Origin of the sequence: Tenacibaculum jejuense, from assembly GCF_900198195.1 — a bacterium.
Taxonomy (GTDB): domain Bacteria; phylum Bacteroidota; class Bacteroidia; order Flavobacteriales; family Flavobacteriaceae; genus Polaribacter; species Polaribacter jejuensis.
In genome coordinates, this window is the sequence record NZ_LT899436.1 from 3031229 (window position 1) to 3056616 (window position 25388).

Genomic DNA, 25388 nt, shown 5'->3' on the forward strand with positions numbered 1-25388 from the left:
TACATGGAAGATGAATTAATTGACATCGTTGACGAACAAGGAAATTATACCGGAAAAACTTGTTTAAAATCTGAAGCACATAAATACGGTTACTTCCATCCTACTGTTCATATTTGGATTTATACTACTGATCGTAAAATACTACTTCAACAAAGAGCCTTCACCAAGAAAGTTTTTCCAGGGTTGTGGGATATTTCTGTTGCTGGTCATATTGGTGCTGGAGAAATTATTGAAAAAGCTGCCCTTAGGGAAGTTCAAGAAGAAATTGGCTATCATATTTCTCCAGAAAATTTAATTAAAATAGGAACAAGGAAACATCAAGTAAATCATCCTAATGGAATTATAGATAATGAATTTCATCATGTGTTTATTGCTGAATTAAAAGTACCGATAGAAACATTAACAATCCAAGAAAGTGAAGTAGCCGGATTAAAATTATATGATTTAGACATACTGAATCATACTGCAACATATGACAATGTACTTTTACCTGAATACAGTGAATATTATAAAAACGTTTTTAATGCAATAGTTACTAAAATCGAAGAGTAATACGTTACATATTGAAACATTTTAACACTCAATACTGTTAAAAACATTACTATTTCCCTTTAAAAATGATATAAAAACAGCATTTTATAATAAAAAAATTGCTTTTTTATTGTTTTTAGTAGCTATACATACAGTTAACATAAAAAGCTCATTATCAAAATATTTAGTTAATTAAATTTGCAACCGAATTTAAAAAAACTAAATATTTCAATTCATGAAAAGATGTAGCGTTTTTATGGTGCTTTTAACAGCTTTTTATTTTATTAGTTGTTCTACTGAGAAACATAATTTCCCTGTTAATAAAGAATACTGGGATGTAAACGATTATGATAAAGTAATTTTCGATTTACGATACACTTATGAAGGTAATGAAACTAAACCTACTTTTGATAATCCTGAACAAAGAATAGTACTCGAAAAGTTAATTAACCCTGAGAATTATAAAAAATTCTTAGATGATGCTAAACTAGATTTAAATCAAAAAAACCAGATTGCTTCTGAATTCTTATCACAATGGAAAGATATGAATCAGATTTATAATGTCACCAATACAAATAATAGATATCTTTATGGTAAAGAAATGCTAGAAATTTGGCAATTCGGTTTAGGTTTACAATTAGCTGCATTTGACTTAAAATTTGATCAAGTTTTAGCAAACTCAAAAAATGTAGAAGACAAAGAATTAGATGATAAAATAAAGCCAAGCATCAAAAAGTTAATCATTAACTACGATGATTACTTGAACTTAGCCGCTAAAGAAAATTCTTTCTTTGAAAAAGAAAAAGAAACTTACGCTAGAGGTATCGACAAATATTTTAAAGAATTAATACAAGTTTATCCTGATGCAGATTATGATAGATTATTAAAAAAAGCAATGGTAATGTTAGAAAGAGCTGAATCTACTACAATTAAAAAGCCTCTTAAAAACTTAATTGCTTTAATTAATGCACAAAAAAACAATAAAGCAGAAGCATAAATAAGAGTATTTTTAATACGTTTTAAACACTAGTAAAATATGATTCATTTCTATTTTACTAGTGTTTTTTTATTGTTGGTATATGAACTAAAAATTAAGCGTTAAAGTCACTCTATCGTTTCTACAAAATAATTAACTTGAACCTTTCTAAAGAATGTATTTAAATAATGAAAGGACTACTTCAATACAACGATAATCAGATAAAAATAGAATGGGATACTTCGTCTTACATGTACAATCAACTTATAAAACATGATTCGCTAACAGGAGTTGCCAATAATATTGGAGGTGAAGTTTTCTTTTATCAATATGATTTAGATATTGAATTTGATGGAAGTCAAAAAGAAATTTTTGAAGCTGGCGATGTTGTGTATTGGCGTTCTCCTATAGAATCAGGAAAATTCGGCATCCTTTTTATGTACGGAAATACGAGTTATGGAGACGGAACAAAACCCAGAACTTCTAGTCCAGGTATAAAAATAGGCACTTTTAAATCAATAGAAGACATGAGTACTATTGCTTCTAATTCATCATTACAATTAATTTAATTTCTGTTTTCTTATGAGATTTCAACACTCTATTTTAATTAAGCAATTCGTATTTGTAACATTATTTTTATGTTGTATTAGTTGTAAAAAAGAAGTTCAAAAAGAAATTCAGATAAACCATAGTGCTTCTACTCTTTTAGATGCTCCACCAAAATGGACTAAGGAAGTTGTTTGGTATGAAATCGCTGTTGAACGTTTTCATAATGGAGATACAACTAATGATCCGACTTCGGAAGATATTAAAGGTTCTTATCCTGGTTTTGTTCCAAAAGGTTGGAAAATTACTCCATGGACACAAGATTGGTATAAAGATGATGCATATTTTAAAGACTATAAAAACCATAAAGATTTCTACGGAAACACATTAACTAAATTTGTAGATAAAGTTCAAATGAGACGCTACGGTGGCGATTTACAAGGTGTTTTAGATAAAATAAATTATTTAGATTCTTTGGGTGTTTCTGCCATTTATTTTAGACCATTAAACGATGCGCCTTCACTTCATAAATACGATGCAAGAAATTGGAGACATATTGATCGTAATTTTGGTCCAAATCCTCAAAAAGACATAGAAACTATTGAAAAAGAAATTCCAGATGATCCTACTACTTGGCAATTTACAGAAGCTGATAAACTATTTTTAAAAGTCATCGATGAATTTCATAAGAGAAATATTAAAGTAATTTTAGATTATTCTTGGAATCATACAGGAGAAACATTTTGGGCGTGGCAAGATGTTTTAAAAAATCAAGAAAAGTCAAAACATAAAGATTGGTATTGGATTGATCAATTTGATAATCCTAAGACTCCAGAAAACGAATTTAAATATCATGGTTGGTCTGGTGTTCACGAACTTCCTGAAATTAAGGAAACACAAAAACAAGATTTATCAGTTAAGGTAAATGCTTTTGAAGGAAATGTATACAGTGAAGCCGTAAAAAAACATATTTTCAATATTACGAAACGATGGTTAGATCCAAATGGAGATGGTGATCCTTCAGATGGTGTGGATGGTTATCGATTAGATGTAGCTGGAGAAATGCCTTTAAATTTCTGGAAAGATTTTAGAAAACAAGTTCGAAATATTAATCCAGATGCATATTTATTAGGAGAAATTTGGTGGGAACAATGGCCAGACAAGCTTTTAAATCCTGAACCATTTGTTAAAGACACCATTTTTGATGCAGTGATGAATTATAGGTGGTACAGAGCATCTAGACAATTTTTTAGCGAGACTCCTAAAAACATTACTTCACAAAAATTTATAGATAGTTTGCAAACTTTTACACATGGTATTAGAAAAGCAAATAATTATGCAATGATGAATTATACCGGTGGTTTTGACACACCAAGATTACTTACTTCCTTATTTAATAACACTCCATATAAATTCGGATGTAAAGTTCATGAAAACCCTGAATATAAAATTCATAAACCTGATAATGCAACACTAGAAACTTTAAAACTTTTAATTACGCATCAACATACATATTTTGGAGCTCCACATATTTATGCAGGAGATGAAATGGGAATGTGGGGCGCAGATGATCCTTCTTGTAGAAAGCCTTTAATTTGGCCTGAATATACTTTTGAAGACGAAACTACACATCCTCTTCAACAAAAAAGACCAGTAGATAAAGTAAAATTTAATCATAAGCTTTTCAATTTTTACCAAAAAATCATAAAAGTTAGAAAAGAAAATCCTGTATTAGTTCATGGTGAAATTGAATATATAACACAAGAGAATCCAGAAGTTTTACTATACAAACGTTATTCAAAGGATGAAGAAATTTTTGTTATTTTCAACATTGGAAATACATCAACATCAATACAACTTCCGAAGAAAAAAACAACTAAATTTTCTACTGTATTTAGTACTGCGGATTTTCAAATGAAAGAAAACAATACAACTATTTTAATTCCTAAAAGAAGTGCTGTTATTTTAAGATAAACCACTAAGACTAAAAGTATCTTAGTTTTTATTACGACTGAAATTTTTTTTATAGAGTTTTTGCGCTTAGCTGTCAGCTATTAGCAAAATTCTAAAAAGCTAACCACTAAAAGCTAATTGCAGATAACATTCGACAAATATTTTTAGAGGATGAAAGTGAAATTCACTAAAATGCAAAGTTTAAACTATTTTTGAGACCAATAAAAAATAAAAATTAACAGTATATTTCAATGAAAGGTTTAAATTTATAGATAAACAAACTAACCTTCAATATGCTATCTAAACAAGAAAAATCAGAACTCAGAGGTAAATTATTTAGACATTTAGATGGAATTGTAACTTGCCCTGCTGCTTTTGAACTTCATAAAAAAGGAATTACAGAGTATTTACTCAAACAAAAAACTGTTGGTGTAACCGAACTTTCTGAAATGTTTAAGGCTAACGAAGGATATTTAAATGTAGCTCTTCGAACTTTTGCTTCTCAAGGCTGGTTAACTTATGAAGTAGATAATATTTTAAATACAGTTAAAGTAAGTACAAACGAAGTTTCAGAAATTGCTTTTAATCATTTTAATATGTACACAGAAGCAGCTGAATTATTAAAATTTTCAGAACAATTTAGCTCACGTAAATTTGAAGTAAAACCTTTCTTAAAATTAGAATCTCTATTTAAAAATTTCACTCAGAATTTTGGGGTTGAAATTTCTAAAGACGAAAAGGTTAAAGCAATTCAAGAACAAATTTTATCTCACATAGAAGGTATTATTGTTGGCCCTACCCTAGTTCTATTAGGGATGAAAGGAATGTTTCATAAATATTTTATGCAAACTAAGTTTAAAGCTGAAGAATTTCATAAAGATCCAGAAAATTTTGGTCGATTATTAGATATACTCACACATTTAAAATGGTTTGATAAATCTGGAGAATCTTATGAATTTACAGACACTGGTTTGTTCTTTGCTAGAAGAGCTAGTGCTTATGGAGTTACCGTTTCTTACATTCCAACACTGCGTAAATTAGATAAATTTATTTTTGGTGATCCCACAATTTTTAGATCAGAAGGAAAAGGAAATGAAGAAATTCATGTAGATAGAGAAATGAATGTTTGGGGAAGTGGTGGCGCGCATGCTGCGTATTTTAAAGTTTTAGATGAAATCATCATCAATTTATTTAATAAACCGATACATGAACAACCAAAAGGAATTTTAGATGTTGGCTGTGGTAATGGAGCTTTTTTAAAGCATTTATTTAATGTTATTGAAAATAGAACTGAACGTGGTAAAGTTTTAGAAGATCATCCTTTATTTCTAATTGGAGTAGATTACAATGAAGCTGCTTTAAAAATCACAAGGAAAAACTTAGTTCAGGCCGATATTTGGGCAAAAGTAATTTGGGGAGATATTGGAAACCCTGAAGCAATGTCGAAAGACTTAAATGAGAAATACGGTATAGATTTATCTGATTTACTAAACGTACGTACATTTTTAGATCACAATCGAATTTGGGAAACTCCAAAACCGAATCCGAAATTAAAAGAAACTAACGCAACTGGAGCCTATACTCACAGAGGCGTTCGATTAAATAATAATCTTGTTGTTGAATCTTTAAAACAGCATTTTAACAAGTGGAAATCTTATATTACTAAATTTGGTTTGTTATTGATTGAGTTACATACTTCTAAACCTGAATTAGTTGCTGAAAATTTAGGTAAAACAGCTGCAACTGCTTATGATGCAACTCATGGATATTCTGATCAATATATTATCGAAATTGAAGAATATATGAAGGCTTTAGAAGAAATTGGATTAACACCTTATGAAAATTCATTTAAAAAATTTCCAAATTCAGCATTAGCAACCGTATCTATAAATTTATTCAAATAAAAGTTATGACTTCAGTAAACTTAGCAGAAGAAAGAAAAGAAATTCAAAAAATTTGTATTGAAAATGGGTTTCAATACGCTTCATCTTTACCATGGATTAAAGAGATTGTATTACGCCCAAAACTTGAAATTGCCAAACGATTGCATGCCATAAAAGCTTTAGTGTTATGGGTTTTAATTAATCCTGAAGATTTACCGGATAAGAAAATATTGGACTTTATTGACAATAATGATCTTAATGATTTTATCACTGAAGATGAAATGCAATATTTGTCTACTGCAAGAGGAGATCAAAATGCTATAAATTCTATCGGTTGGAAATTTGAAAATGCTTTACCATTAGCTTGGTTCTTTGGTTTTTCTGAATTACTTCCTTCAGGAGAAATGATGAATGGTGAAACTGCCAGAAATTTATTTTCTGAATTCTGTGCTAAAATTGATGATTCGATTGAAGAATGGATGAGTGATAAACAAACTAAGAGCGAAAAAGAAATCATTTTTCAAGAAGATTTATTCTACTGTATGCATAACGCCGTAAGAAGTGCTCAATTGGGAAATAAAACCGTACCAGAAAACTTCGATCCGATCGGAAATGGTGGTGTGATTCATGAAAAAGACATTCGCTAACTTGGATGCTTTCGGATGTAAATTGGGAAGACACTGATTTAAGCACGTAAACAATACTTACGTTTTCACTGCCCGACAAAGCGAGGAAAATAATTTAATGTAAATAAGTTTTGCCCCGCCCATCAAACAATGTTTCCATTACAAGAAATTAGTGTGATTTCTTGCAATTAACGTTGAATTAATCAAAAAACAGAAATTGAAGAATAAGTAATCAAAAATTAATAAACCTATTAATAATTAACTACTTGCACCAAAGGTAATGATTTCAATTAAAGATAGTTAAGCTTTTTATTTTTTTAACACTAAAACCAATATAAAAATCTAAAAATCAAGCTTTTAAGACAAAAATCAGTAGGTATTATTTTTCAGATTTTAATTGTAGAATAACTGTATTAAACAAAACAAAAAACCAGTTTAAAACACTCATTTTAAACAAAATAAAACACAAATAGTCAACTCTTATTTATTGTAAGGCTTTTATATATTTTGAAGGAACTTTTTCAACTTTTTTGACTCAGTAATTTTTTCTTCTAATGCTTTAGAATCTTCTTCAGAGTTTTGCTTTTTAGGCCAAATATGAAAACCTCCGCTACAGTCTGAACCAATATTCCAAGATCCCCAAATACCATTTTCATCAACATCGCCTTTATAATTTACTTTGTGACTAGGATAAGTTTTTATCATAGTAACTGTAAATACTTCTAAATTATAATCTCCTTTCCATGAAAAATAATTAATATCGTCTGTTCCTGAGCCTGAAACTTTTCCTTTTTTGAAAGTTAAATTTATTGTCATTTTATGTTGAGCAGGTGAATGCGAATAACAATAAAAACCTTCCCACTCTCCACTTGGTAAAAACTTATGTGACTCTAAATTTTCTTTTTTCATTTTTCAAATTTTAGGATAAAACTTATTCCTTTTCTTTTTGTATTAAATTACCAAAAGCATCATATGCATCACCAGCCATTTGATACACTCTTTCAAGACCTTCTCCTCCAGCAGAAAATCCTCCATATTTACTTTTAGCACTAACTTTTATATTTCCCTTACGATCTATTATATGTCTTAGTCCTTCATATTCTACCATAGTATACCCATTAACAAATTCGTACGTGTGATCGTATTTAAAAGGTATTACAACTTCCCCTTTTTTATTAATAAAACCAAACTTTCTGTTTTCTAATGCTACAGCAGCTAATCCTTCACTAAATTTATTGACAAAGTTATATTTAAAAGGAATGATAACGTTTCCTGAATTATCTATGTATCCGCCTTTATCTTTTTTGTTATAAACAACTAAAAGTCCTTCAGAAAAACCGTCATTATATACAGCACCTACATTTTTTAACAGTTTGATTTTTGCATTTTTATCAACTAAATAAAAATTATCATCAACTGCTTTTAAAACAATTTTTCCTTGATCTAATTGTACATATTGTTTGTATGCTTTATTAGATAATAATTCATGATTTTTAGAGTACAATTTAAAGCTATATTCATTTTCTGATGAAACTCCATAAATACCATTTTGTAATGGTAGTATTGTTCTCAAATTAAGTTGCTGTAATTCCTTTTTCTTTTCATTTAAAAAATAAAACGTATTGGTTTCAAAGTCTTGATAATAATTCCCTCCTTTATGCTGAATTCCTGTTTTTGCTGTACTAACAATTTCTCTTAAATCTTCATCTACAAAAATTACACTATCTGTTGTTCTTTTCAATAAAAAATCTGCATCAATCTGATTATTAACAGCGGTAAAATTTATTGTCTTTTCTCCAACTTCTTTTCCAAAATAAATAGATAAAGCAGCAATATTTCCTTCGTAGTAAAAATCTCTATGATAAAATTGATCTTCGTCTCTTAAAAAATCTAAGGCATTAATTTTTTCATTCATGTAAGTAATGATAGCCGCTCTGGTTTCAAGTTGGTTTTGTTCTATTTTAGCTTTTACATTTTCTAAAAAACGGACTAAACTTTTTATATTTTCTTTTGTATCGCTTAATTCTACAGCAGAACTACTTCCTCCCTTTTTACTTAGCGGTTTTCCTTGATCATTAAAGGCGTATATTTTATAATTTTCATCTTTTAAACGATCATCAATTAACAAATAACAATAGTTATTCTTTAATTTTTTTAATTTGATTTGCGCATTCTTATACGAGGCCTTTTTTGTTTTTTTAGACAAAACAATAGAATCATAGCGTTTTAAATAGTTTAATGAATACTTTACAGAAATACTATCTATAACCTGTTGTTTTCCCCAGTTTTTCACAAAAGAATATCTACCAAAACTAACGGCTAACGTATCTAAGTTAGTTTTTACTGTTTTCCCATTTTTATAAAATATTTGCTGTACTGTAAATTTCTCTGTTGCGTTTGGTGGTAATGATTCTGAATAGTTGGTTTCAGTATTATACATTACAATTTCAGATACTGTGTCTTTTATTGTTTGTGTAAATCCAATAGCTGATTTAAAATCAAGTATTTTCTTTTCAACATTAGAAGTATCTATTTGAAATGGCGTTTGATACTTTTCTTTTTCTACAGGAATATCTCTGACTTTCTGCCCTTCTTTATCAAAATTCTGATATAACTTGAGTACTTGAATACTTTTTTCTATTTCTTTTAGAATTTCCTGAGGATTTTCTCCTTTAAATTCTTCTATAAAGGCTTTCATTTCTTCAGTTTTCTCTTTTTTCTGACATTGAAAAAATGTAGTAACAAATAATATCGTTATTAAAGCCTTTATCGTATTTTTCATTTTGTATACTCGTTAATATTTTTATTATGTTCTCCTAGTAATTTTCTTGCGTGTTTTATATAACGCATCATTTTATCATAATCTTTTTTCTTTGTAAAAGATTCTGGTTTAGAACTATAAGTATCTGCTGGTAAAACATAATATTCTTTGTTACCATTTACCACAGGTTCGTGTACCCAAGTAAGAAAATAATCTGCTTTTTTAATTTTAACCTTATTGTCTTTTCCTTTCTTTAACCATAATTTGAATACTGCACCGCCATCTCTAGGAAAAGTACGTTGGTGAGAAACAAAATTCCCTAAAGAATACACGACTAAACTCTCTTTTTCATTTTCTTTAGTCACTTTATGCCATTCCATTGGTTGTAAAACATGAGGATGTGCTCCAATTACAATATTTACACCTAAAGATTTAAAGTAAGTAAACATGTCTTTTTGTGATTTATTTGGCAAGTCTTTATACTGATCTCCCCAGTGTACAAAAGCAATAATTTGATCAGGGTTAATTGAAGAGTTGATGTAATTCACATCTTTTTTTATTGTTTCTTTTTTTAAATAGTTCACCACATTAGGAGCTGTGGGTTTTAATCCATTAGTTCCATACGTATAACTAATAACTGCAATTTCGAAGTTATTTTTTCGAATCACATAAGCCGGGTTCTTAGTCTTTTCTATTGCATTAATAAATGTTCCTGTGTGACCGATATTTAATGAATCTAAAATATGAATTGTTCGCTCTACTCCTTTCTTACGTTTATCGCACGAATGATTGTTAGAAGTCGTAAGAATATCTACTCCTGCATTTTTAATTGCTGAAGCATATGAAGGTGGAGAACTAAACTGCGGATAACCTGAATATGGTTTTACTCCTAGAGTAACTTCTAAATTTCCTAATGTTACATCTGCATTACTAAGAATTGGCTTTATTTTAGAAAAGCAAGAATCGTATTCGTATGTTTTTGTTTTCTTATTGTAAGCTGCTTTTATTTGATCCATATGTCCCATAAAATCACCAATAAACAACAAACTTATTTCATCATCTTTCTTTAAAACTTTTACTTTTTTAGGAAGTTCTTTCTTTTTTTCTTCTTTTTTAACTTCTTCTACAACAACTTTTTCTTCTTTTGTTTGTTCCTCGATTTCTGTTTTAGTTTCTGTAGTTTGTTTTTGTACTGTTTTCTTTGTTGCGCAAGTATAAATTAAACTTAAAACTAGTATAGAAATTAGGATTTTTAGATTCTTCATGTGGTATTCATCATTTAAAATAGCAATATATTAAAAAGTGGATAGTTTACTGTTTGAACGATAGATTTTTATTATTCTTATTCCCATCTTGAAAATTTGAAGATTTTCTTACAGCTAGGTTCTGATTGATAATAGTGTAATTTAAAATTATCGTGTGTTAAACTCAATCTCCAATCGATAGCTAAAAAATAAGCATATGTGTAAAACAGACTAAGGACTGACACTAAAACTTGTATGAGTTTTATTATGACAGTTTGCTTCAGTTTTATAAATAGTTGGATTAAAATTCTAAATAATACAATCCAGAATATAAAATTCCCTAGAAATCCGAAGAGATAAATTTCACCAGACATTGAATTCACCCAAGTGGTATTTGTTTCTTGTACAAAAGGGAAACCATAAAATCTAGGCCCTAGCTCTGGATAATCACAAATATATTCAAAAATTAAAAAGTCATCAGTTATCATACCTAAACTTAAAATTATTGAGAATACTACTTTTTTCAGTTCTTTCATTTCTCTTTAACTCTTTTTAAAACTAACTTCAGATTTTCTTAAATAAACAACTCTGTAAGAAGCTATATATGCTACATGTTCATTTGAAGGTAAAATTCTAATATCAATATTTTCTTTTAACACAATACAATTTCCGTCTGAAATAAGAACAGAATTTACAGCAGCATCGCTCCATGGTTTTGCCATGTTTGCCCATACTATAAAAGGCGTCAAAAGGTAAAATATTAAAGAAGTTATTTTCACTTTTTAGCTATATCTAATTATAATAAATTTTCCCTTCAGTATCTACATAACCTGTTTCAATTTTTCCATACTGATTAAGTTTTTCAAAAGCTGCTAGATTAAATTCAAAAGGTTTTATTGCTTTAAAAATTACTGAAGTTGTACCATAATATCCTACTAATCCTTCTCTACTAACTTTAATAGGTTTGCTGTTAATATCTACAGTATCAAAATACGAAATTCCGTGCTTTTCAGATAAAACTCCAAAGTATGTTCCGTAGTCTATAATAACAACTTCATTTTCATAACTATCTTTTCTACTCTGTATTTCTCGCTTCTTATTTATAAAATAAATTGCATTTACATTATTTTTTGATATCGTATTTATCACTTTGTAATTAGAAAAATCTGCTCTCTTTTTCACAAGATAATTTTCATTTCCTTCTTCTATCTTAAGATTGTATATAACATCGGATACACTATCTTTATCTTGGCTTAAAACTCCTTTAATCTTAAATAAATTAGCATCATAGTATTCTATTTTTGTATCGTTAGTTAAAACTTGAAACCCATTAGGTATTGAATAAATAGCCTTAATATTTTTAAATATTAAGGCTCCTTTCATATCCTTCACTGTCAATCTACTTCTATTTTCTGTAACTGTATATGACTTCTCTCCAGCTGAAACTGTCCAAGCATATTTCACAGGATATGATTTATCGTATTGACGTATAATTCTTGGATCTATTTTTCTAGGTAATTTAATATACATTCTTGCTTTCATATACAATTCTTCTTCACTCCAAAAAAAATGATCATCGACTAAAGAAATCATTTCTACAGAACGTGAAGTGATTAACTTTTCTTTTAATTCATCATACAGATGAATTTTTCCAGCAGCATCTCCAAACTTTGCGAATGGAAAATTAAAATTGAAAAATTTATTTCTTGAAGCGTATATACTGTACTGACCATCTGGACTATAACTCTTATAATATTTCCCTTCTGTTATTGAGCTAATCCAATAAAGTATAAGCATTAATAAAGCTACAAAGATTACTATTTTACTTTTTAATTTCATTTACGTAGAAATTGTTGTTGTAATTGTCTTTTCTCTTTTAAGAAGTTTATTTTGTTGATATTATTTCTTTGGAAAAAACTCAAATTGCATCGCCTTGATGAAAGCAAAATCTAATAGTAGTAAAAAGAAGAAAATTCCGAATTGCATCTTTAATCCATCGTTATGTCCTACACTTAATCCAAAAAATGAGTGGTAATACAATTGAACAGTTTCTCCTATTCGTTCTTTGTAAACTTGTTCTCCTTTTTGAGGTTTTGCTACTTCCGTAAGAATTTGTTTTGAAAAACCATTAAACTCTACATAATAACTGGCTTTCTTCTTATGCTTATATAAATGACTTCTTTTTCTTTTTGCATAACTAACTTTATTGATTTCAAAAGATTTTTTTTCACCAAATAGATGAGTAACTAAATAACCAATATTTAAATACAATAATCCGGTAAATAAGATGATTAAAAACGATACTACAATAAAAATTGCTGTCTTTTCTGTTTTTGTTTTCACCGCCATAGCTGGTTCAATTTTAATTTATTAATTAGCATTCAATCTCTTTTTAAAATACGGTAACCTTTTAATTCCAGTTTGAAATGAATACAATCAAAGATAAAGACTTTTCTTGTCCTTAATTTTTCATCAATAGTTTATGACTTACAGCCTATTTTTTTGAGTTGTTATTACAAGGATTTAAAATTAATTTTCTTCTAAACTTATTTTTAAGTTCCAGAAATATCCCAAATAAAACTAAGGTTAACACTGTAAATGATAAATAAACAAACATAATTCGGTTTTAAAGTTTTCAACTAAATTATACCAGTTTTAACGTATAATTCTATTTCGATTTATTTTTGTAGAAGAGCAACTTATTTTCGTAAGAACTATTATCCCTTAACTTTCTGTTTGAACAAAACATTCAATATTAAAGCAACAATAACTAATAAAACTCCTAAAACACTTAGCAATGGATATTGATCTCCAAACCAAATCATTCCTAAAATCATAGTAAAAATTACCTCTACGTATTTTAGAGGTACGATTTTGTTTGCTGACCCTAACTGATAAGCTTTGGTCATAAATAACTGTCCGAAATAACCAAAAAGACCTAAGCTTAGTAAAATAAACCAATCGTTTCCTTGAGGAGTTTTCCAGTTTGAAATAGATAAAACTCCTCCCAAAATTGTAGAAATCCACATAAAATAATTCACAATTACTACAGGATGATCTTTGGTTCCTATTTTTGAAATAACCACATAAACTAAACCGCTAAAAAAAGCAGAAATTAATATTAAGGATAATCCAATAATATTAATCTCATTATCAAAACCTTTAATTAACAATACTCCTACAAACGCTAAAATAAAGTAGACCCATTGCAACTTGAAAATTTTTTCTTTTAAAAAAAACACTGCTAAAATTGCAGCAAAAATTGGTGAAGTATATCGTAAAGAAACAGCAGTTCCTATAGATAAATAATCTGTAGATGCAAAGAACAATCCCATAGAAGTTACTCCAACTAATCCTCTTAATATTAAAAGCTTTTTTTGTTTTCCTCCTATAGGAATTTTATAATACAATAGGTATCCCATGGTAAAAACTAGTGACCCGATAGCTCTAAAAAATACTTTTTGATAAGTTGAATATCCTGATAAATACTTTACAAAAACATTCATAACTGTGAAGCATAATGCACTTAATAACATTAAATAAATTGCTTTTTTCATCAAAAAAATCCTTTAAGAGTTTTAATAAAAACAAACTTATTCTTTAAAAATGTATTATACCAATTAACTATAGAATTAAACTCATCTTAACTTTTATTTCTATCATTAAACATTTGAAAAGTTAAACAAATAAAAAAGCGAAGTTTTCACTTCGCTCTTATATTTAATTGTACATATTATTATTCTTAATTTTCTTTTACTGAAAGTAAATTTGCAAATAATCGGTAAGCTCCAGGAACTCCTGCTGGAAGTTCTCTAAAGAAACTTAATCCTGTGTAGATGTAATTTCCTTTTCCATATTTAGCCACTAATAAACTTCCTTTTTTTGTTGATTCTCCTTTATCATTCATCGCTAAAATTGGAGTGAACTCATTGGCCCATTTATTTGGAAAATATAAACCACGTTCTTGAACCCAACCTTCAAAATCTTTATCTGAAATTTTATTAGGATAATTTAGCACCAAATGTTCTTTGGCTAAAACTTCAACTTTTGCATGTTCATCTGTAACCCTATCTCTAGATAATTGTAAATCGTAAGGAGGTTTTACATCTACTCTTCTGTTTGTGTTATATTGTACAACAACATTTCCTCCATTTTTTACATATGCTAATAAATGCTTTTGTTTGAACTGTAATACTTTTTTGGTGTTGTAAGCTCTGATTCCTACAACTACAGCATCAAATTTATTTAAAGTAGATTCGTTAATTTCTTCTGGAGTAATCTCTGTAACGTTATATCCGATCTGACGTAAACTTTCTGGTACAGCATCTCCAGATCCTTGTATATAACCTATTTCTTTACCTTCCTTTTTAATATTTAAGCGTACTACTTTTGCTTTTGACGGTAATAAAACAGATTGCTTTGGAATATGATTGTAAGTTATTTCGATTAATTCTTTATCAAAGTTCTTGTTTCCAACAGTTGCGATAGCTTTTATATAGCCTTCAGATTGTGCTTTTGAAGGAGAAACCTTAAACTTGATTACACGTTTATCTCCTTTTTGGTCGATATTGAATGGAGCTTCTTTTGGAGTTACAGACCATCCATTAGGTACTTGTAGAGCCAGTTTCCCAGATGTATTTGCCTCACCAGATCTAACTTCTACAGCTACTTCTTTAGAATCACTATTAGAAAAAATAAGTACTTTATCTCTTAGCTTAGTGGTAACCTTAGGTAAGATTTCAAAAGGTTCATAAATCTCTCCTTTATCTCTTTGTGAATATCTTCGTACTACATTTTTAGTAAATGAAATTGAAGTATCTTCAATCATTAAATTAAACTTCACTTGAATCGGACGAGATGTTTCTGGGTTTCCTCTTAATTCTTGATTTTTTACTGTATACATACCAAGTCCCCAGTTATCTACTAACCAATAAGGTGCAGAATATTCTAAACTTCCTACAGCAATAGTTTCAGTAAAGTTTTTTCTTTTATTATCAGATAAAGCTATGTCTTTATTGACAACTTTTTTACTTGGTAACCATTCAATAGAAGTTAAATCCATAGAAGCTCCACTTCTATTTAAAGCTTCAAAATCTACTTTTATATCTGAATTTGGAGTTGTACTTGAAGTTTTTGCAGAAGCTTCTAGATATAATCCCGCACAAGCTTCTATAATTTCTTTTATTTCTTTAGATTTAATTGCTTTCCAATGTTCGTCTTTTAAACCATCAATTAATTGATAAGCTTTTAATAAACTTGGTAAATGCTTTGACGGATTTACAAAATCGAAGTTCTTTTCTAAATCATATAAAATATCACCAATAGCTCCTCCACCTGATACTCTATTCCAAGTAGTATTAATTCCCGAGAATATATCTTTCTTGTCTTTTGGAAACTTTCCTTTTAAAAACTCAACATATTCTGTTTGTCCTCCTCTAGTAGTTAATCTCCCAAAACCTTGACATAAGTGTTGACTACTTGCTAAAGAAGCTAATTCATTATTAGAAACTCCTTTCAAAGGATAATAAACCCCTATATCAAAATTTAACATTTTACTTTTATCTGCTTTTTCAAAGTTTTCTCTGCTTCCGTAGAACCACCAAGATGTATTAAAATACAAACTATTTGGCTGCCAAGTAGATGTATACTTTAATTGTTCTGGATACTTTGTTTGATCAGCAGCTAAATCAAAAGCTTCAACACTTAACATTGCAGAAGTTGTATGATGACCATGAGTAGTTCCTGGAGTTCTATGATCAAACCTATTGATAATAACATCTGGTTTAAAGGTACGAATTGCCCAAACTACATCTGCTAAAACTTTATCTTTATCCCAGATATTTAACGTTTCATCCGGGTGTTTAGAAAATCCAAAATCATTAGCTCTAGAAAAACGTTGTTCTCCTCCATCTACTCCTCTGGCAGCTAATAATTCTTGGGTACGAATTACACCTAAAAGCTCTCTAATTTCTGGACCAATTAAATTTTGTCCTCCATCTCCTCTTGTTAATGATAAATAAGATGTTCTTGCTTTTACTTTATTAGCTAAGTAAGCAATTAAACGGGTATTTTCATCATCTGGATGTGCAGCTACATACAATGCAGAACCAAGAAAGTTTAGCTTTTGTACTTTCTCATAGATTTGATTTGTATTTAATTTTTTGGGTTTTTGACCTAAAACGGATAAGGTAATCAGCAAAAATGAAAGGCTAACTAGTATCTTTTTGTTCATTTTTAATAGTTAAGATTGACAAACAAATGTAATCTTTTTACCATTCTAACTCATTGAGTTTAACAAAACACTAACATTTTATAAGTTCATAAAGTGTACGCATAAAGTAAAAACACGGCAATATGTCTTTTTTAGCTGTAAACGAACTGATAATCAATTATTAAAAAACTACACAAACCATTCATCTTTAAAACCAATTAGATATAATTTATTTTGTGCCCTTGTAACTGCTGTATATAACCAGCGTAAATATTCTACACTACTACCATCTGGTAAATATGGTTGTTCAATAAAAATGGTTTTCCATTGACCTCCTTGAGATTTATGGCAAGTCATAGCATAAGAAAACTTTACTTGTAAAGCATTAAAATACTTGTTCTTTTTTACTCCCATAAATTGTTTAAACTTAGATTTTTCGTGAGCAAAATCTTCTTTTACAGCTTCATATAATCGGTTAGATTCCTCATAAGTTAATGAAGGACTCTCACTAGTAAGTGTATCTAGAAGTAATACTGTATCAAAAGGTTTCATATCTGGGTAATCAATCATTCTAATCGTTACTTCTGCAAATTTGAAACCATATAACTCTTTGATATCACTAATTCGCATTACCTCACAAATATCTCCATTTGCTATAAAACCTGCTGATGAAGAATCTTTCAACCAGAAATAGTTGTTTTTAACAACCATAACATAATCACCAACAGAAATTTCATTCTCCTGTCCACGTATTTTTGTTCGAATTTGTGAATTATATTGGTTTGCTCTTTTGTTTGAACGCACAATAATTGCTGTATCTTCAACACCTATATCACCATCATAAGCATCTGTAATGGCATCTTGAATTTCATATCCATCTTGTAAACGAATAATATCTGGGAAATTAACATCGAATTGAAAATCAATTCCTTCATTTTGAATTAATAATCTTAAATCTGTTGCATTTGCCAAAATTCCAGAATCTTGCTGCTGACGAACTACTTCATCTAACTCAATTTCATTAACATTCTTATTAAAGTTAAGTGATAATTTATCTGCATCTAAGGCTGGACTTACATCTAATTTTACAGGAGGTAGCTGTGCTGTGTCTCCGATAAAAATCAATTTGCAATTTTTGCCAGAATACACATAAGATATTAAATCATCTAACAAAGATCCGTTCTCAAATAACTTTGCATTTTGTACTTGATCTGAGATCATTGAGGCTTCATCTACAATAAAAATCGTATTTGTATGCTTGTTCGGTTGCATTACAAAACTAATTCCACCATTACTTTGCTTCTTCGGAAAATATATTTTTTTGTGGATTGTAAAAGCCTGTCTTTTTGAATATCCTGAGATTACTTTTGCTGCTCTTCCTGTAGGTGCTAATAAGACAGCTTTCTTTCCTGCTTTCCATAAACTGTGAACTACCGTACTGATTACCGTGGTTTTACCTGTACCTGCATACCCTTTCAATAAGAATAATTTATTTGTATCAGTATTAAAAATATATTCAGCTAATTGATCTATTAACTCCAATTGTTTTTGGGTTGGATCGTAAGAAAATTTCTGAATTATCTCTTTATGGAAATCGTTAGCAGATTTAATCATATTTAAAATAAAATTACAAAGGTAAATGTATTATTAAATATTTGTTTTCATGATTGAAAAAAAATTGTAGATTTGCGATTATCATACTTAAAAAAAAATCTAAAAACAATGTTAGCATTTTTAATTCTACTTATAGGATCTTTAATAGGTGTTTTCCTATTAGCATACGTCATAGTAAAATTTGTTCCACTTAAACTTAGAGGTTTAGTTTCAATAATATTATTGGCTATTTCTGCATACTTAGTATATTTAATTTATGGTGGGATAATGGAGCCAATAAAATTTGATATTGAAAAGAAGAAACGTTATGCTAAAGTAGTAGATCAATTAAAGTTAATTAGAGACGCTCAAATTAAGTATAAAGATGTTAAGAATAGTTACGCAAGTAATAAAGATTCTTTAATCTACTTTATTGAAAAAGATTCTTTACCAATTGTAGAAGTATACGAACAAGATACTATTGTTAATGTTGGTGGTGGTATCACAGAAAAGAAATCTATCCGTAAAGAGCGTATTTCTAAGTACGAAAAAATCATAGATTACTTTAAAGATAGAAAATATGGCGATATGTTTAAAGTACCTGATACAGATAAAGAATTTAAATTAGAAACAAGTACTATTGAGAAAGTTGCTGGTTTATTTGTACCTGTATTTGAAGCTAAAATAGAAAAGGAAGTTATCTTAAAAGGATTACCAAGACATCTTGTAAAGCAAGAATTAGAAGCTATTGAAGCGGATCAAATTAAAGGTGCATTTGTATCTGTTGGATCTTTAAATGAAGTTTCTACTGGTGGTAACTGGCCTCCATATTATGACAAAGGCGATGCAAAAGCTGAAACAAAAGAATAATAAAGAAATCATATCTCAACATAAAAAGTTGTCCATCCAATTTAGTTTGGATGGATTTTCTTTTTGTATTAAAGATATTCCTACTAATGAAATTTTAGTAGTAACAGAGTACGTATTCAAAGAAAGATTAAATACGCCTAACTTACTACTGGAAAAAATAAATCAAGTTTTTGAGTCTGATAAAGATTTACAAGTAAACTTTGATAAAGTTACTGCTGTACATCAGAATAAACTTTCTACCGTAGTACCAAATGATTTGTTTGATGAAGATCATTTAAAATCTTATTTAAATTATACTATTCAAACATTATCATCTGATTTGGTCGTGTATGATGATTTAAATTTTGATGCTAAAAATGTTTATATTCCTTACGTAAACGTTAATAATTTTCTGTTTCAAAACTTCGGTGAATTCGAATTTAAACATCATTCAACTCTATTTATTGATGAAGTTTTAAAACAAAAAGAACAATTTAAAGACAATGCTATATTTGTAAATGTTTCTTATGCTAATATGGATGTTGTTATCTTAAAGAACGGAGAATTTAATTTATACAATTCGTTTTTTTACAATACAAAAGAGGATTTTATTTATTATATCTTATTTTGTATTGAACAATTAGAATTAGATCCTAATGAGTTAACCTTATATTTTTCAGGTAACATTATTAATGACTATGAAATATATAAGATTAGTCAAGATTATATTAAAAACATAGAATTTTTAAAGCCGAATCATGACTTTTTTGAAAAGTCTGAATACTTTTTTAAACACTCACACTATACCCTTTTATCTTAAATGCGAATAATTTCAGGAAAATATAAAAGTAAAAGAATCTCTGCACCAAAGAATTTACCTGTTCGACCTACTACGGATATGGCTAAAGAATCGTTATTTAATATTCTTAATAATCTTTACTATTTTGATTCTATTTCTGTCTTAGATCTTTTTGCAGGTACTGGAAATATTAGTTATGAATTTGCTTCGAGAGGAACAGAAACCATTTATGCTGTAGATGCGCATTTTGGTTGTGTGAAATTCATTAATAAAACGGCCAAAGATTTAGAATTAGACATTACAACATTTAAAAGTGATGTATTTAAGTTTTTAGAAAAAACAGCTTTAAAAACTGATGTTATTTTCGCTGATCCGCCTTATGATTTTGAAGTAGAGAAATTTTTAAAAATTGTTGATTTAGTCTTTGAAAAAGAACTTCTAAATGAAGAAGGTGTTCTAATCGTTGAACATTCTAAACATACAGATTTATCAAATCATCCTAAGTATAGTTATGAAAAGCGCTACGGTGGTAATGTTTTTAGTTTCTTCGATAATTAAAAAGAAATAAACTTAATCTATTTCTTTACCTATTTGGATTGATGAAAAAGGCTTTTCTTACTTTATATCCAGTCTTTTTAGCTGGTTTAGCAATTCTAATTTTCAATTTTTTAGATAGCAAAAATTTTAATTTTTATATATTTCAACATAGAGTATTGGTATTAATCATCTGTATTATTTTATTTATTACTTCTATAGTAAATGTAATTAGCTCTTATGAAATGAATTTCTCTATTGGTTTAATTTTAAATTCAATAGCAATTGTTGTTTCATTAATACTTCCTATTTTGTTATTATTAGGAATCATATTTCAGCTTCACTAACCTTTTTCTAGCTCTTTAAATTACTTTAACATATTTTTTATTACTACAACTATAGTTATAGTAATTCTTTTTATATATTCGCAACATGAATAAATTAACCAAACCTGAAGAACAAATAATGCATTATCTGTGGAAGCTAAAAAAAGCCTTCCTAAAAGATATTGTAGATGAATTTCCTGAACCTAAACCTGCCTACACTACTATTTCTACTGTAGTTCGTGTTTTGGTAAAAAAACAATTTATAGACTATAAAACATTTGGAAAAACTAGAGAATATTATCCTCTAATAACCAAAAAAAAATATTTCAATGAATATATGCAAGATGTTATCTATAGCTTTTTTAACGGTTCATCAGGTAAATTCGCCTCATATTTTACTGAAAATGAAAACTTAAATCTTTCAGAATTAGAGGAAATTAAATTATTAATTGAAGAAAAAATTCAAAAAATAAAAGATCAAAATGCATAATCATTTGATATACTTATTGGAAGTAAGTTTAATATTCGTATTACTTTATTCTATATTTCGCTTCATGCTAAGCAAGTATACTTTTCATAATTTAAATAGGTTTGTTCTTTTAATGATTATTCCTATTTCTATGAGTATCCCTTTTATTAAAAGTATATACTCATTTGAAGTTATCCCATCTAATATTCCTGCTTTTAATGAAATGCATTCGGAAACTTTTAGTACGAACTCAACAAACTATATTACACATTTTTCTGAGTTTAATTACATTAAACTATTAAGTATCTTTTATGCAATTGGTATTCTTATTTCCTTTTACAAAACTCTAAAAGCGATTTTTCATTTATATAAGTTAAGAAAAAACGCTATTGTAAAACACGCAAATAAGTATCAGTTGATCTATTGTGAAACGAAAGAAACATTTTCTTTTTTTAATTGGATATTTATACCATTTGAGTCGACACATCAATCTGAGAAAATTATTATAGACCATGAGAAACAGCATGCTAATTTTCATCATACATTAGATCGTTTAGTTACTGAAATATTTATTGCTTTCTTTTGGTTTAATCCTGTTGTTTATTTATTCAGAAAAACACTATCTGCTGTTCATGAATACCAAGTTGACGCTAGAGTATTAAAAGATAAAAACATCAGTACAACAGAATATTTACAACTATTACTTTACACCATTAATAATAGCTACAACAAAAACTTATACAGTTATTTTAATCAATCTATGATTAAAAATAGAGTTGAAATGATCTGTAAATCAAAAACAAATAATCTTTTAAGATTTAAATATCTTATTTTAATTCCTATTTGTTTTGTTTGCTTGCTTTCATTTACCAAAAGAGAGTTTTCTGTTACTAAAACTCTAGAGACTAATATCGCAACTGATAAAACAAGTAAAAACAATAGTTTTATATATCCTTTAAAAGGAAGTCCGAAACCGTATATCACCTCTCATTTTGGTATAAATAGAAAACTTTTCAAAAAACTAAAAGCTAAAATTCATAATGGTATAGACTTTAAAGCTAAGGTGAACACACCAATATTTGCTTCTTCAGATGGTGTCGTAACTAGTGCTTCTTTTGAAGGCAATTGGGGAAATTTAATTATCATAAAACACGCAAATGGCTATGAAACTCTATATGCACACCTAAATAAATTTAAATGCAAAAAAAATCAATTTGTTAAAAAAGGAGAAATAATAGGTTACACAGGAAAAACAGGTCTTATTAAAGGTCCTCATTTACATTACGCCATAAAACATAACGGTATTTATGTAAATCCAATAAACTACTTAGAATAAGTAAAACCAATAAAAACTAAAACTACATTCTTATTTAAAAATGAAAAAAACGATATGTCTACTATTCATTCTTTGCAATAGTATAAATATGATTGGGCAGAAAAAACTTAAAAACACCAAAATTGTAAAGAATTATATTAATTATATACAAACAGATTCTTTAGAAAAAGATAAAATGATAAAGGATTTAAATGATGAATGCTTTGCTGAAAACTGGGTTACTACTCAATTTACAGCTTACAGAAACACTAATATTAAATTTCCTTTTAAAATTGAATTTTCAGATAGCACGTATGCTTCACCAATATCGAAAAAATATGTAATTACTTCTCGATATGGATGGAGAAGAAATAGACCACATAGAGGAATTGACATAGATTTAGTGATAGGAGATAGTGTCTTTAGCATTTTACCTGGTAAAGTTAGATTTGCTGGTAGAAGTTCAGGATATGGAAGAACTGTCGTAATACGACATAATAATGGTTTAGAGACAGTTTATGCGCATTTATCTGGATTTAAAGTAAAGAAGAATGAATTCGTTAAAAAAGGACAAGTTATCGCTTTAGGAGGAAATTCTGGTAGATCTAGAGGTAGTCATTTGCATTTAGAAACTAGATATAAAGGAATTGCTATCAACCCTGAATATTTATTAGATTTTAGTAGCGATCATAAAATTCGCGGTAAAAATCTATGGGTAACTAGAGATTGGGCGAAAACTTACTATCATAGTTCTAAAAGACAAAGCAGACTTGTAACATTAGATTCTTATGAAAAAGCTTTAGCTTATAAAAACCGAAAACGCAAGGTTTATATTGTAAAAAGTGGTGATACGCTATCTGGTATCGCTTACAGAAATAGAACTTCTATAAGTCGTATTTGTAAAACAAATAAAATTAGAAAAACAACAACTTTAAGAATTGGACAAAAATTAATTATATAATATTTTAAATTATTCCTCAATAGATTAAACAAAAAAGAGAACCTGAAATTATTTAGGTTCTCTTTTTATTATGTTGTAAAAGTTAGTTTGTTTTTATTTTACCAAAACAAAAAACTCCAACTGTAATGGTTTCAGTTCTTGTTTTAAAGTTTGTATGAAATCATCTCCATACTCTAAGTAGTATTCAGAAAAGTTACGTTTTCGCTCTTCTAAACTTAAATTTGGAAGTATAGCACTTTGAAGCTTCGTAATCCTTTCAACTAGATCCGATTGCTTTCTTTTCTCTGCTCTAAGTAAACGTTTTTGTAGATTTTCTAAACCTTTTAATTGTTTTTTCTCTTGTGCATTTACAGCTCCGATAAATGAAGCATCAGTTTGTGATGCCACAACTCTTAAGTCTGAAAATTGTTGCTCTAGTATATTTTTTTGTTGTTCAAAATTAAAACTGACCTCAGCATTTTCATTTACTTTTTTAGCTAATAAATCCTGTTGTTTAAAAAATAATTCTTCTACAGAAATAGAAAGTCTTTCTAATTTACCAAATTGTTTCTTACTTATTACCTGAACAGAATTACGTAATAAAAGAATAGGAAAAGGAACCGCTACAGCTTCAAAATACGTTTTTAATTGCATCCAATAAGCTAGCTCTCCTCCTCCACCGATATAGCATAAGTTTGGTAAAATAACTTCTTGATATAAAGGTCTCATAATTACATTTGGTGAAAATCGTTCAGGATAGTTTTCTACCTCTTTTAAGATTTCTTCTTCAGAAAAACTTAAATCTGTATTATTGACTTTATACACTCCTTCTTCAAGAATTATTCGCTCTCTTAAATTGTCCGTTAGATAAAACAAGTTAATTTCTCTAGGGTTTACCTGAATCTTGTAATTCTCCTCTAAACTTGTATTTGTTTCAGAAACATGTTTATATGAAACCGAACCTAGTAAATCTTTTATGATATACGATTTGAACAACGACTTTAATTTAGGATCATCTGCATCAATAATTACTAATCCAAATTCAGCAAATAAAGAATTCGCTATATATCGTGTTGCATTAGCTAAATTATCGTGTTTGATATAAGCTTCAGAAAACAACTCTTTTAAAAATTCAGCATTTCTAGAATTTCCTAATTCATTAGAAAAAGCTTCAAATACTTCAGATAACCCTCCTGTATTAAAACGACCTACTCCTCCAACCTGATCTGAATTCCATTGAACTTTTTTTCCTTTGAAGTTAAAATAATTAATCTCCTCAAAATCATGATCTTCAGTAGCCATCCAATATATTGGAACAAAATTATCGTTTGGATGTTTTTCCTTCAACTCTTCTGCTAAATTGATTGCAGAAATAATCTTGTATAAAAAATATAACGGGCCTGTGAAAAGATTTAACTGATGTCCTGTTGTTACTGTAAATGTATTTTCGTTAGCGAGTAACTCGATATTAGCACTTGTACTTTCAGAAATATTTTCCTTTGCATATTGAGTCTTTAAAACTTCAACTAAAACAGTTCTATTGATTTTAGAAAATGTTTGTTTTTTTTCTAATATTTGATTTTTAAAGCCTTCTGAATTAGGAAAATTGTGATAAAAACTAGTTAATTTTTCTGATTGCTCTAAATAATCACACATCATTTTAGAAAAAAAACCAGTTTTTTGAAACGGTATGTAAGTACTACACTCACTATCGGTTAACGACATTAGCTAATTGTTTTGGGTAAAGTAACAAATTTAATACTTTGGTTAGAACTTGAATTCATCTTAACAAAACTTTATTAAATCTATTTTCTATTTTTACACTATAAATA

At 28.5% G+C, this 25388-nt stretch carries 24 protein-coding genes; 13 read left to right on the plus strand and 11 right to left on the minus strand.

Features of this window, described 5'->3' with window-relative positions:
- Nucleotides 1-3: 3 nt before the first annotated feature.
- From AQ1685_RS13380 to AQ1685_RS13405, 6 genes are all read left to right on the plus strand, one after another.
- Nucleotides 4-552 (plus strand): NUDIX hydrolase, encoded by a 549-nt coding sequence (locus AQ1685_RS13380; protein ID WP_095072937.1) that lies wholly within the window; start codon nucleotides 4-6, stop codon nucleotides 550-552.
- A gap of 214 nt (nucleotides 553-766) precedes the next feature.
- Nucleotides 767-1528 (plus strand): hypothetical protein, encoded by a 762-nt coding sequence (locus AQ1685_RS13385; protein ID WP_095072939.1) that lies wholly within the window; start codon nucleotides 767-769, stop codon nucleotides 1526-1528.
- Between the two features lie 167 nt (nucleotides 1529-1695).
- Entirely contained in the window at nucleotides 1696-2076 is a 381-nt protein-coding gene (locus tag AQ1685_RS13390; RefSeq protein ID WP_095072941.1) for a cyclophilin-like family protein, read from the plus strand.
- A gap of 13 nt (nucleotides 2077-2089) precedes the next feature.
- Complete coding sequence (locus AQ1685_RS13395; protein WP_095072944.1) at nucleotides 2090-4027, plus strand: alpha-amylase family glycosyl hydrolase; 1938 nt, start codon at nucleotides 2090-2092, stop codon at nucleotides 4025-4027.
- Between the two features lie 272 nt (nucleotides 4028-4299).
- Complete coding sequence (locus AQ1685_RS13400) at nucleotides 4300-5910, plus strand: class I SAM-dependent methyltransferase (protein ID WP_095072945.1); 1611 nt, start codon at nucleotides 4300-4302, stop codon at nucleotides 5908-5910.
- A 5-nt stretch (nucleotides 5911-5915) separates the two neighbouring features.
- Nucleotides 5916-6536: a DUF4272 domain-containing protein gene (locus AQ1685_RS13405; protein ID WP_095072947.1), complete on the plus strand. Its 621-nt coding sequence runs from the start codon at nucleotides 5916-5918 to the stop codon at nucleotides 6534-6536.
- 477 nt (nucleotides 6537-7013) lie between these two features.
- Here AQ1685_RS13405 and AQ1685_RS13410 read toward each other — a convergent pair whose 3' ends face one another.
- From AQ1685_RS13410 to AQ1685_RS13455, 10 genes are all read right to left on the minus strand, one after another.
- Complete coding sequence (locus AQ1685_RS13410) at nucleotides 7014-7424, minus strand: hypothetical protein (protein WP_095072951.1); 411 nt, start codon at nucleotides 7422-7424, stop codon at nucleotides 7014-7016.
- A gap of 22 nt (nucleotides 7425-7446) precedes the next feature.
- Entirely contained in the window at nucleotides 7447-9297 is a 1851-nt protein-coding gene (locus AQ1685_RS13415; RefSeq protein WP_095072953.1) for a WG repeat-containing protein, read from the minus strand.
- Nucleotides 9294-10541 (minus strand): CapA family protein, encoded by a 1248-nt coding sequence (locus AQ1685_RS13420; protein ID WP_095072955.1) that lies wholly within the window; start codon nucleotides 10539-10541, stop codon nucleotides 9294-9296. Before AQ1685_RS13420 ends, AQ1685_RS13415 begins: the two co-directional genes overlap by 4 nt.
- 77 nt (nucleotides 10542-10618) lie before the next feature.
- A complete protein-coding gene (locus AQ1685_RS13425) occupies nucleotides 10619-11056 on the minus strand; it encodes a hypothetical protein (protein WP_095072957.1) in 438 nt (145 codons plus the stop codon).
- Between the two features lie 6 nt (nucleotides 11057-11062).
- Nucleotides 11063-11242: a hypothetical protein gene (locus AQ1685_RS13430; protein WP_095072959.1), complete on the minus strand. Its 180-nt coding sequence runs from the start codon at nucleotides 11240-11242 to the stop codon at nucleotides 11063-11065.
- 70 nt (nucleotides 11243-11312) lie between these two features.
- Nucleotides 11313-12359 (minus strand): hypothetical protein, encoded by a 1047-nt coding sequence (locus AQ1685_RS13435; protein ID WP_095072961.1) that lies wholly within the window; start codon nucleotides 12357-12359, stop codon nucleotides 11313-11315.
- 60 nt (nucleotides 12360-12419) lie between these two features.
- Nucleotides 12420-12869: a hypothetical protein gene (locus AQ1685_RS13440; protein ID WP_095072963.1), complete on the minus strand. Its 450-nt coding sequence runs from the start codon at nucleotides 12867-12869 to the stop codon at nucleotides 12420-12422.
- A 368-nt stretch (nucleotides 12870-13237) separates the two neighbouring features.
- Nucleotides 13238-14077 (minus strand): DMT family transporter, encoded by an 840-nt coding sequence (locus AQ1685_RS13445; protein WP_231970191.1) that lies wholly within the window; start codon nucleotides 14075-14077, stop codon nucleotides 13238-13240.
- 185 nt (nucleotides 14078-14262) lie between these two features.
- The gene (locus AQ1685_RS13450) at nucleotides 14263-16752 is read right to left on the minus strand and encodes a PIG-L family deacetylase (protein ID WP_095072965.1); all 2490 of its coding nucleotides are present in this window, start codon (nucleotides 16750-16752) and stop codon (nucleotides 14263-14265) included.
- Nucleotides 16753-16920: 168 nt separating this feature from the next.
- Nucleotides 16921-18345 (minus strand): ATP-dependent DNA helicase, encoded by a 1425-nt coding sequence (locus tag AQ1685_RS13455; protein ID WP_095072968.1) that lies wholly within the window; start codon nucleotides 18343-18345, stop codon nucleotides 16921-16923.
- A gap of 108 nt (nucleotides 18346-18453) precedes the next feature.
- Between AQ1685_RS13455 and AQ1685_RS13460 the strand changes: the two genes are divergently transcribed.
- From AQ1685_RS13460 to AQ1685_RS13490, 7 genes are all read left to right on the plus strand, one after another.
- Nucleotides 18454-19194, plus strand: a complete 741-nt coding sequence (locus AQ1685_RS13460) for a sulfite exporter TauE/SafE family protein (protein WP_095072969.1) — start codon at nucleotides 18454-18456, stop codon at nucleotides 19192-19194.
- A complete protein-coding gene (locus tag AQ1685_RS13465; protein ID WP_157730224.1) occupies nucleotides 19169-19993 on the plus strand; it encodes a DUF3822 family protein in 825 nt (274 codons plus the stop codon). Before AQ1685_RS13460 ends, AQ1685_RS13465 begins: the two co-directional genes overlap by 26 nt.
- Nucleotides 19994-20530: an RsmD family RNA methyltransferase gene (locus AQ1685_RS13470; RefSeq protein WP_095072972.1), complete on the plus strand. Its 537-nt coding sequence runs from the start codon at nucleotides 19994-19996 to the stop codon at nucleotides 20528-20530.
- 41 nt (nucleotides 20531-20571) lie between these two features.
- Nucleotides 20572-20853 (plus strand): hypothetical protein, encoded by a 282-nt coding sequence (locus AQ1685_RS13475; protein ID WP_095072973.1) that lies wholly within the window; start codon nucleotides 20572-20574, stop codon nucleotides 20851-20853.
- An 85-nt stretch (nucleotides 20854-20938) separates the two neighbouring features.
- On the plus strand, nucleotides 20939-21322 hold the full coding sequence (locus tag AQ1685_RS13480; protein ID WP_095072975.1) for a BlaI/MecI/CopY family transcriptional regulator: 384 nt from the start codon (nucleotides 20939-20941) through the stop codon (nucleotides 21320-21322).
- Nucleotides 21315-22637, plus strand: a complete 1323-nt coding sequence (locus AQ1685_RS13485) for a peptidoglycan DD-metalloendopeptidase family protein (protein ID WP_095072976.1) — start codon at nucleotides 21315-21317, stop codon at nucleotides 22635-22637. The genes AQ1685_RS13480 and AQ1685_RS13485 overlap by 8 nt, the downstream gene beginning before the upstream one ends.
- Nucleotides 22638-22677: 40 nt before the next feature.
- Nucleotides 22678-23577, plus strand: coding sequence for a M23 family metallopeptidase (locus AQ1685_RS13490; protein ID WP_095072978.1), 900 nt, complete (start codon nucleotides 22678-22680; stop codon nucleotides 23575-23577).
- Nucleotides 23578-23670: 93 nt separating this feature from the next.
- Here the strand turns inward: AQ1685_RS13490 and bshC are convergent, their stop codons facing one another.
- Complete coding sequence (bshC, locus tag AQ1685_RS13495) at nucleotides 23671-25281, minus strand: bacillithiol biosynthesis cysteine-adding enzyme BshC (protein WP_095072980.1); 1611 nt, start codon at nucleotides 25279-25281, stop codon at nucleotides 23671-23673.
- Between the last annotated feature and the right edge of the window lie 107 nt (nucleotides 25282-25388).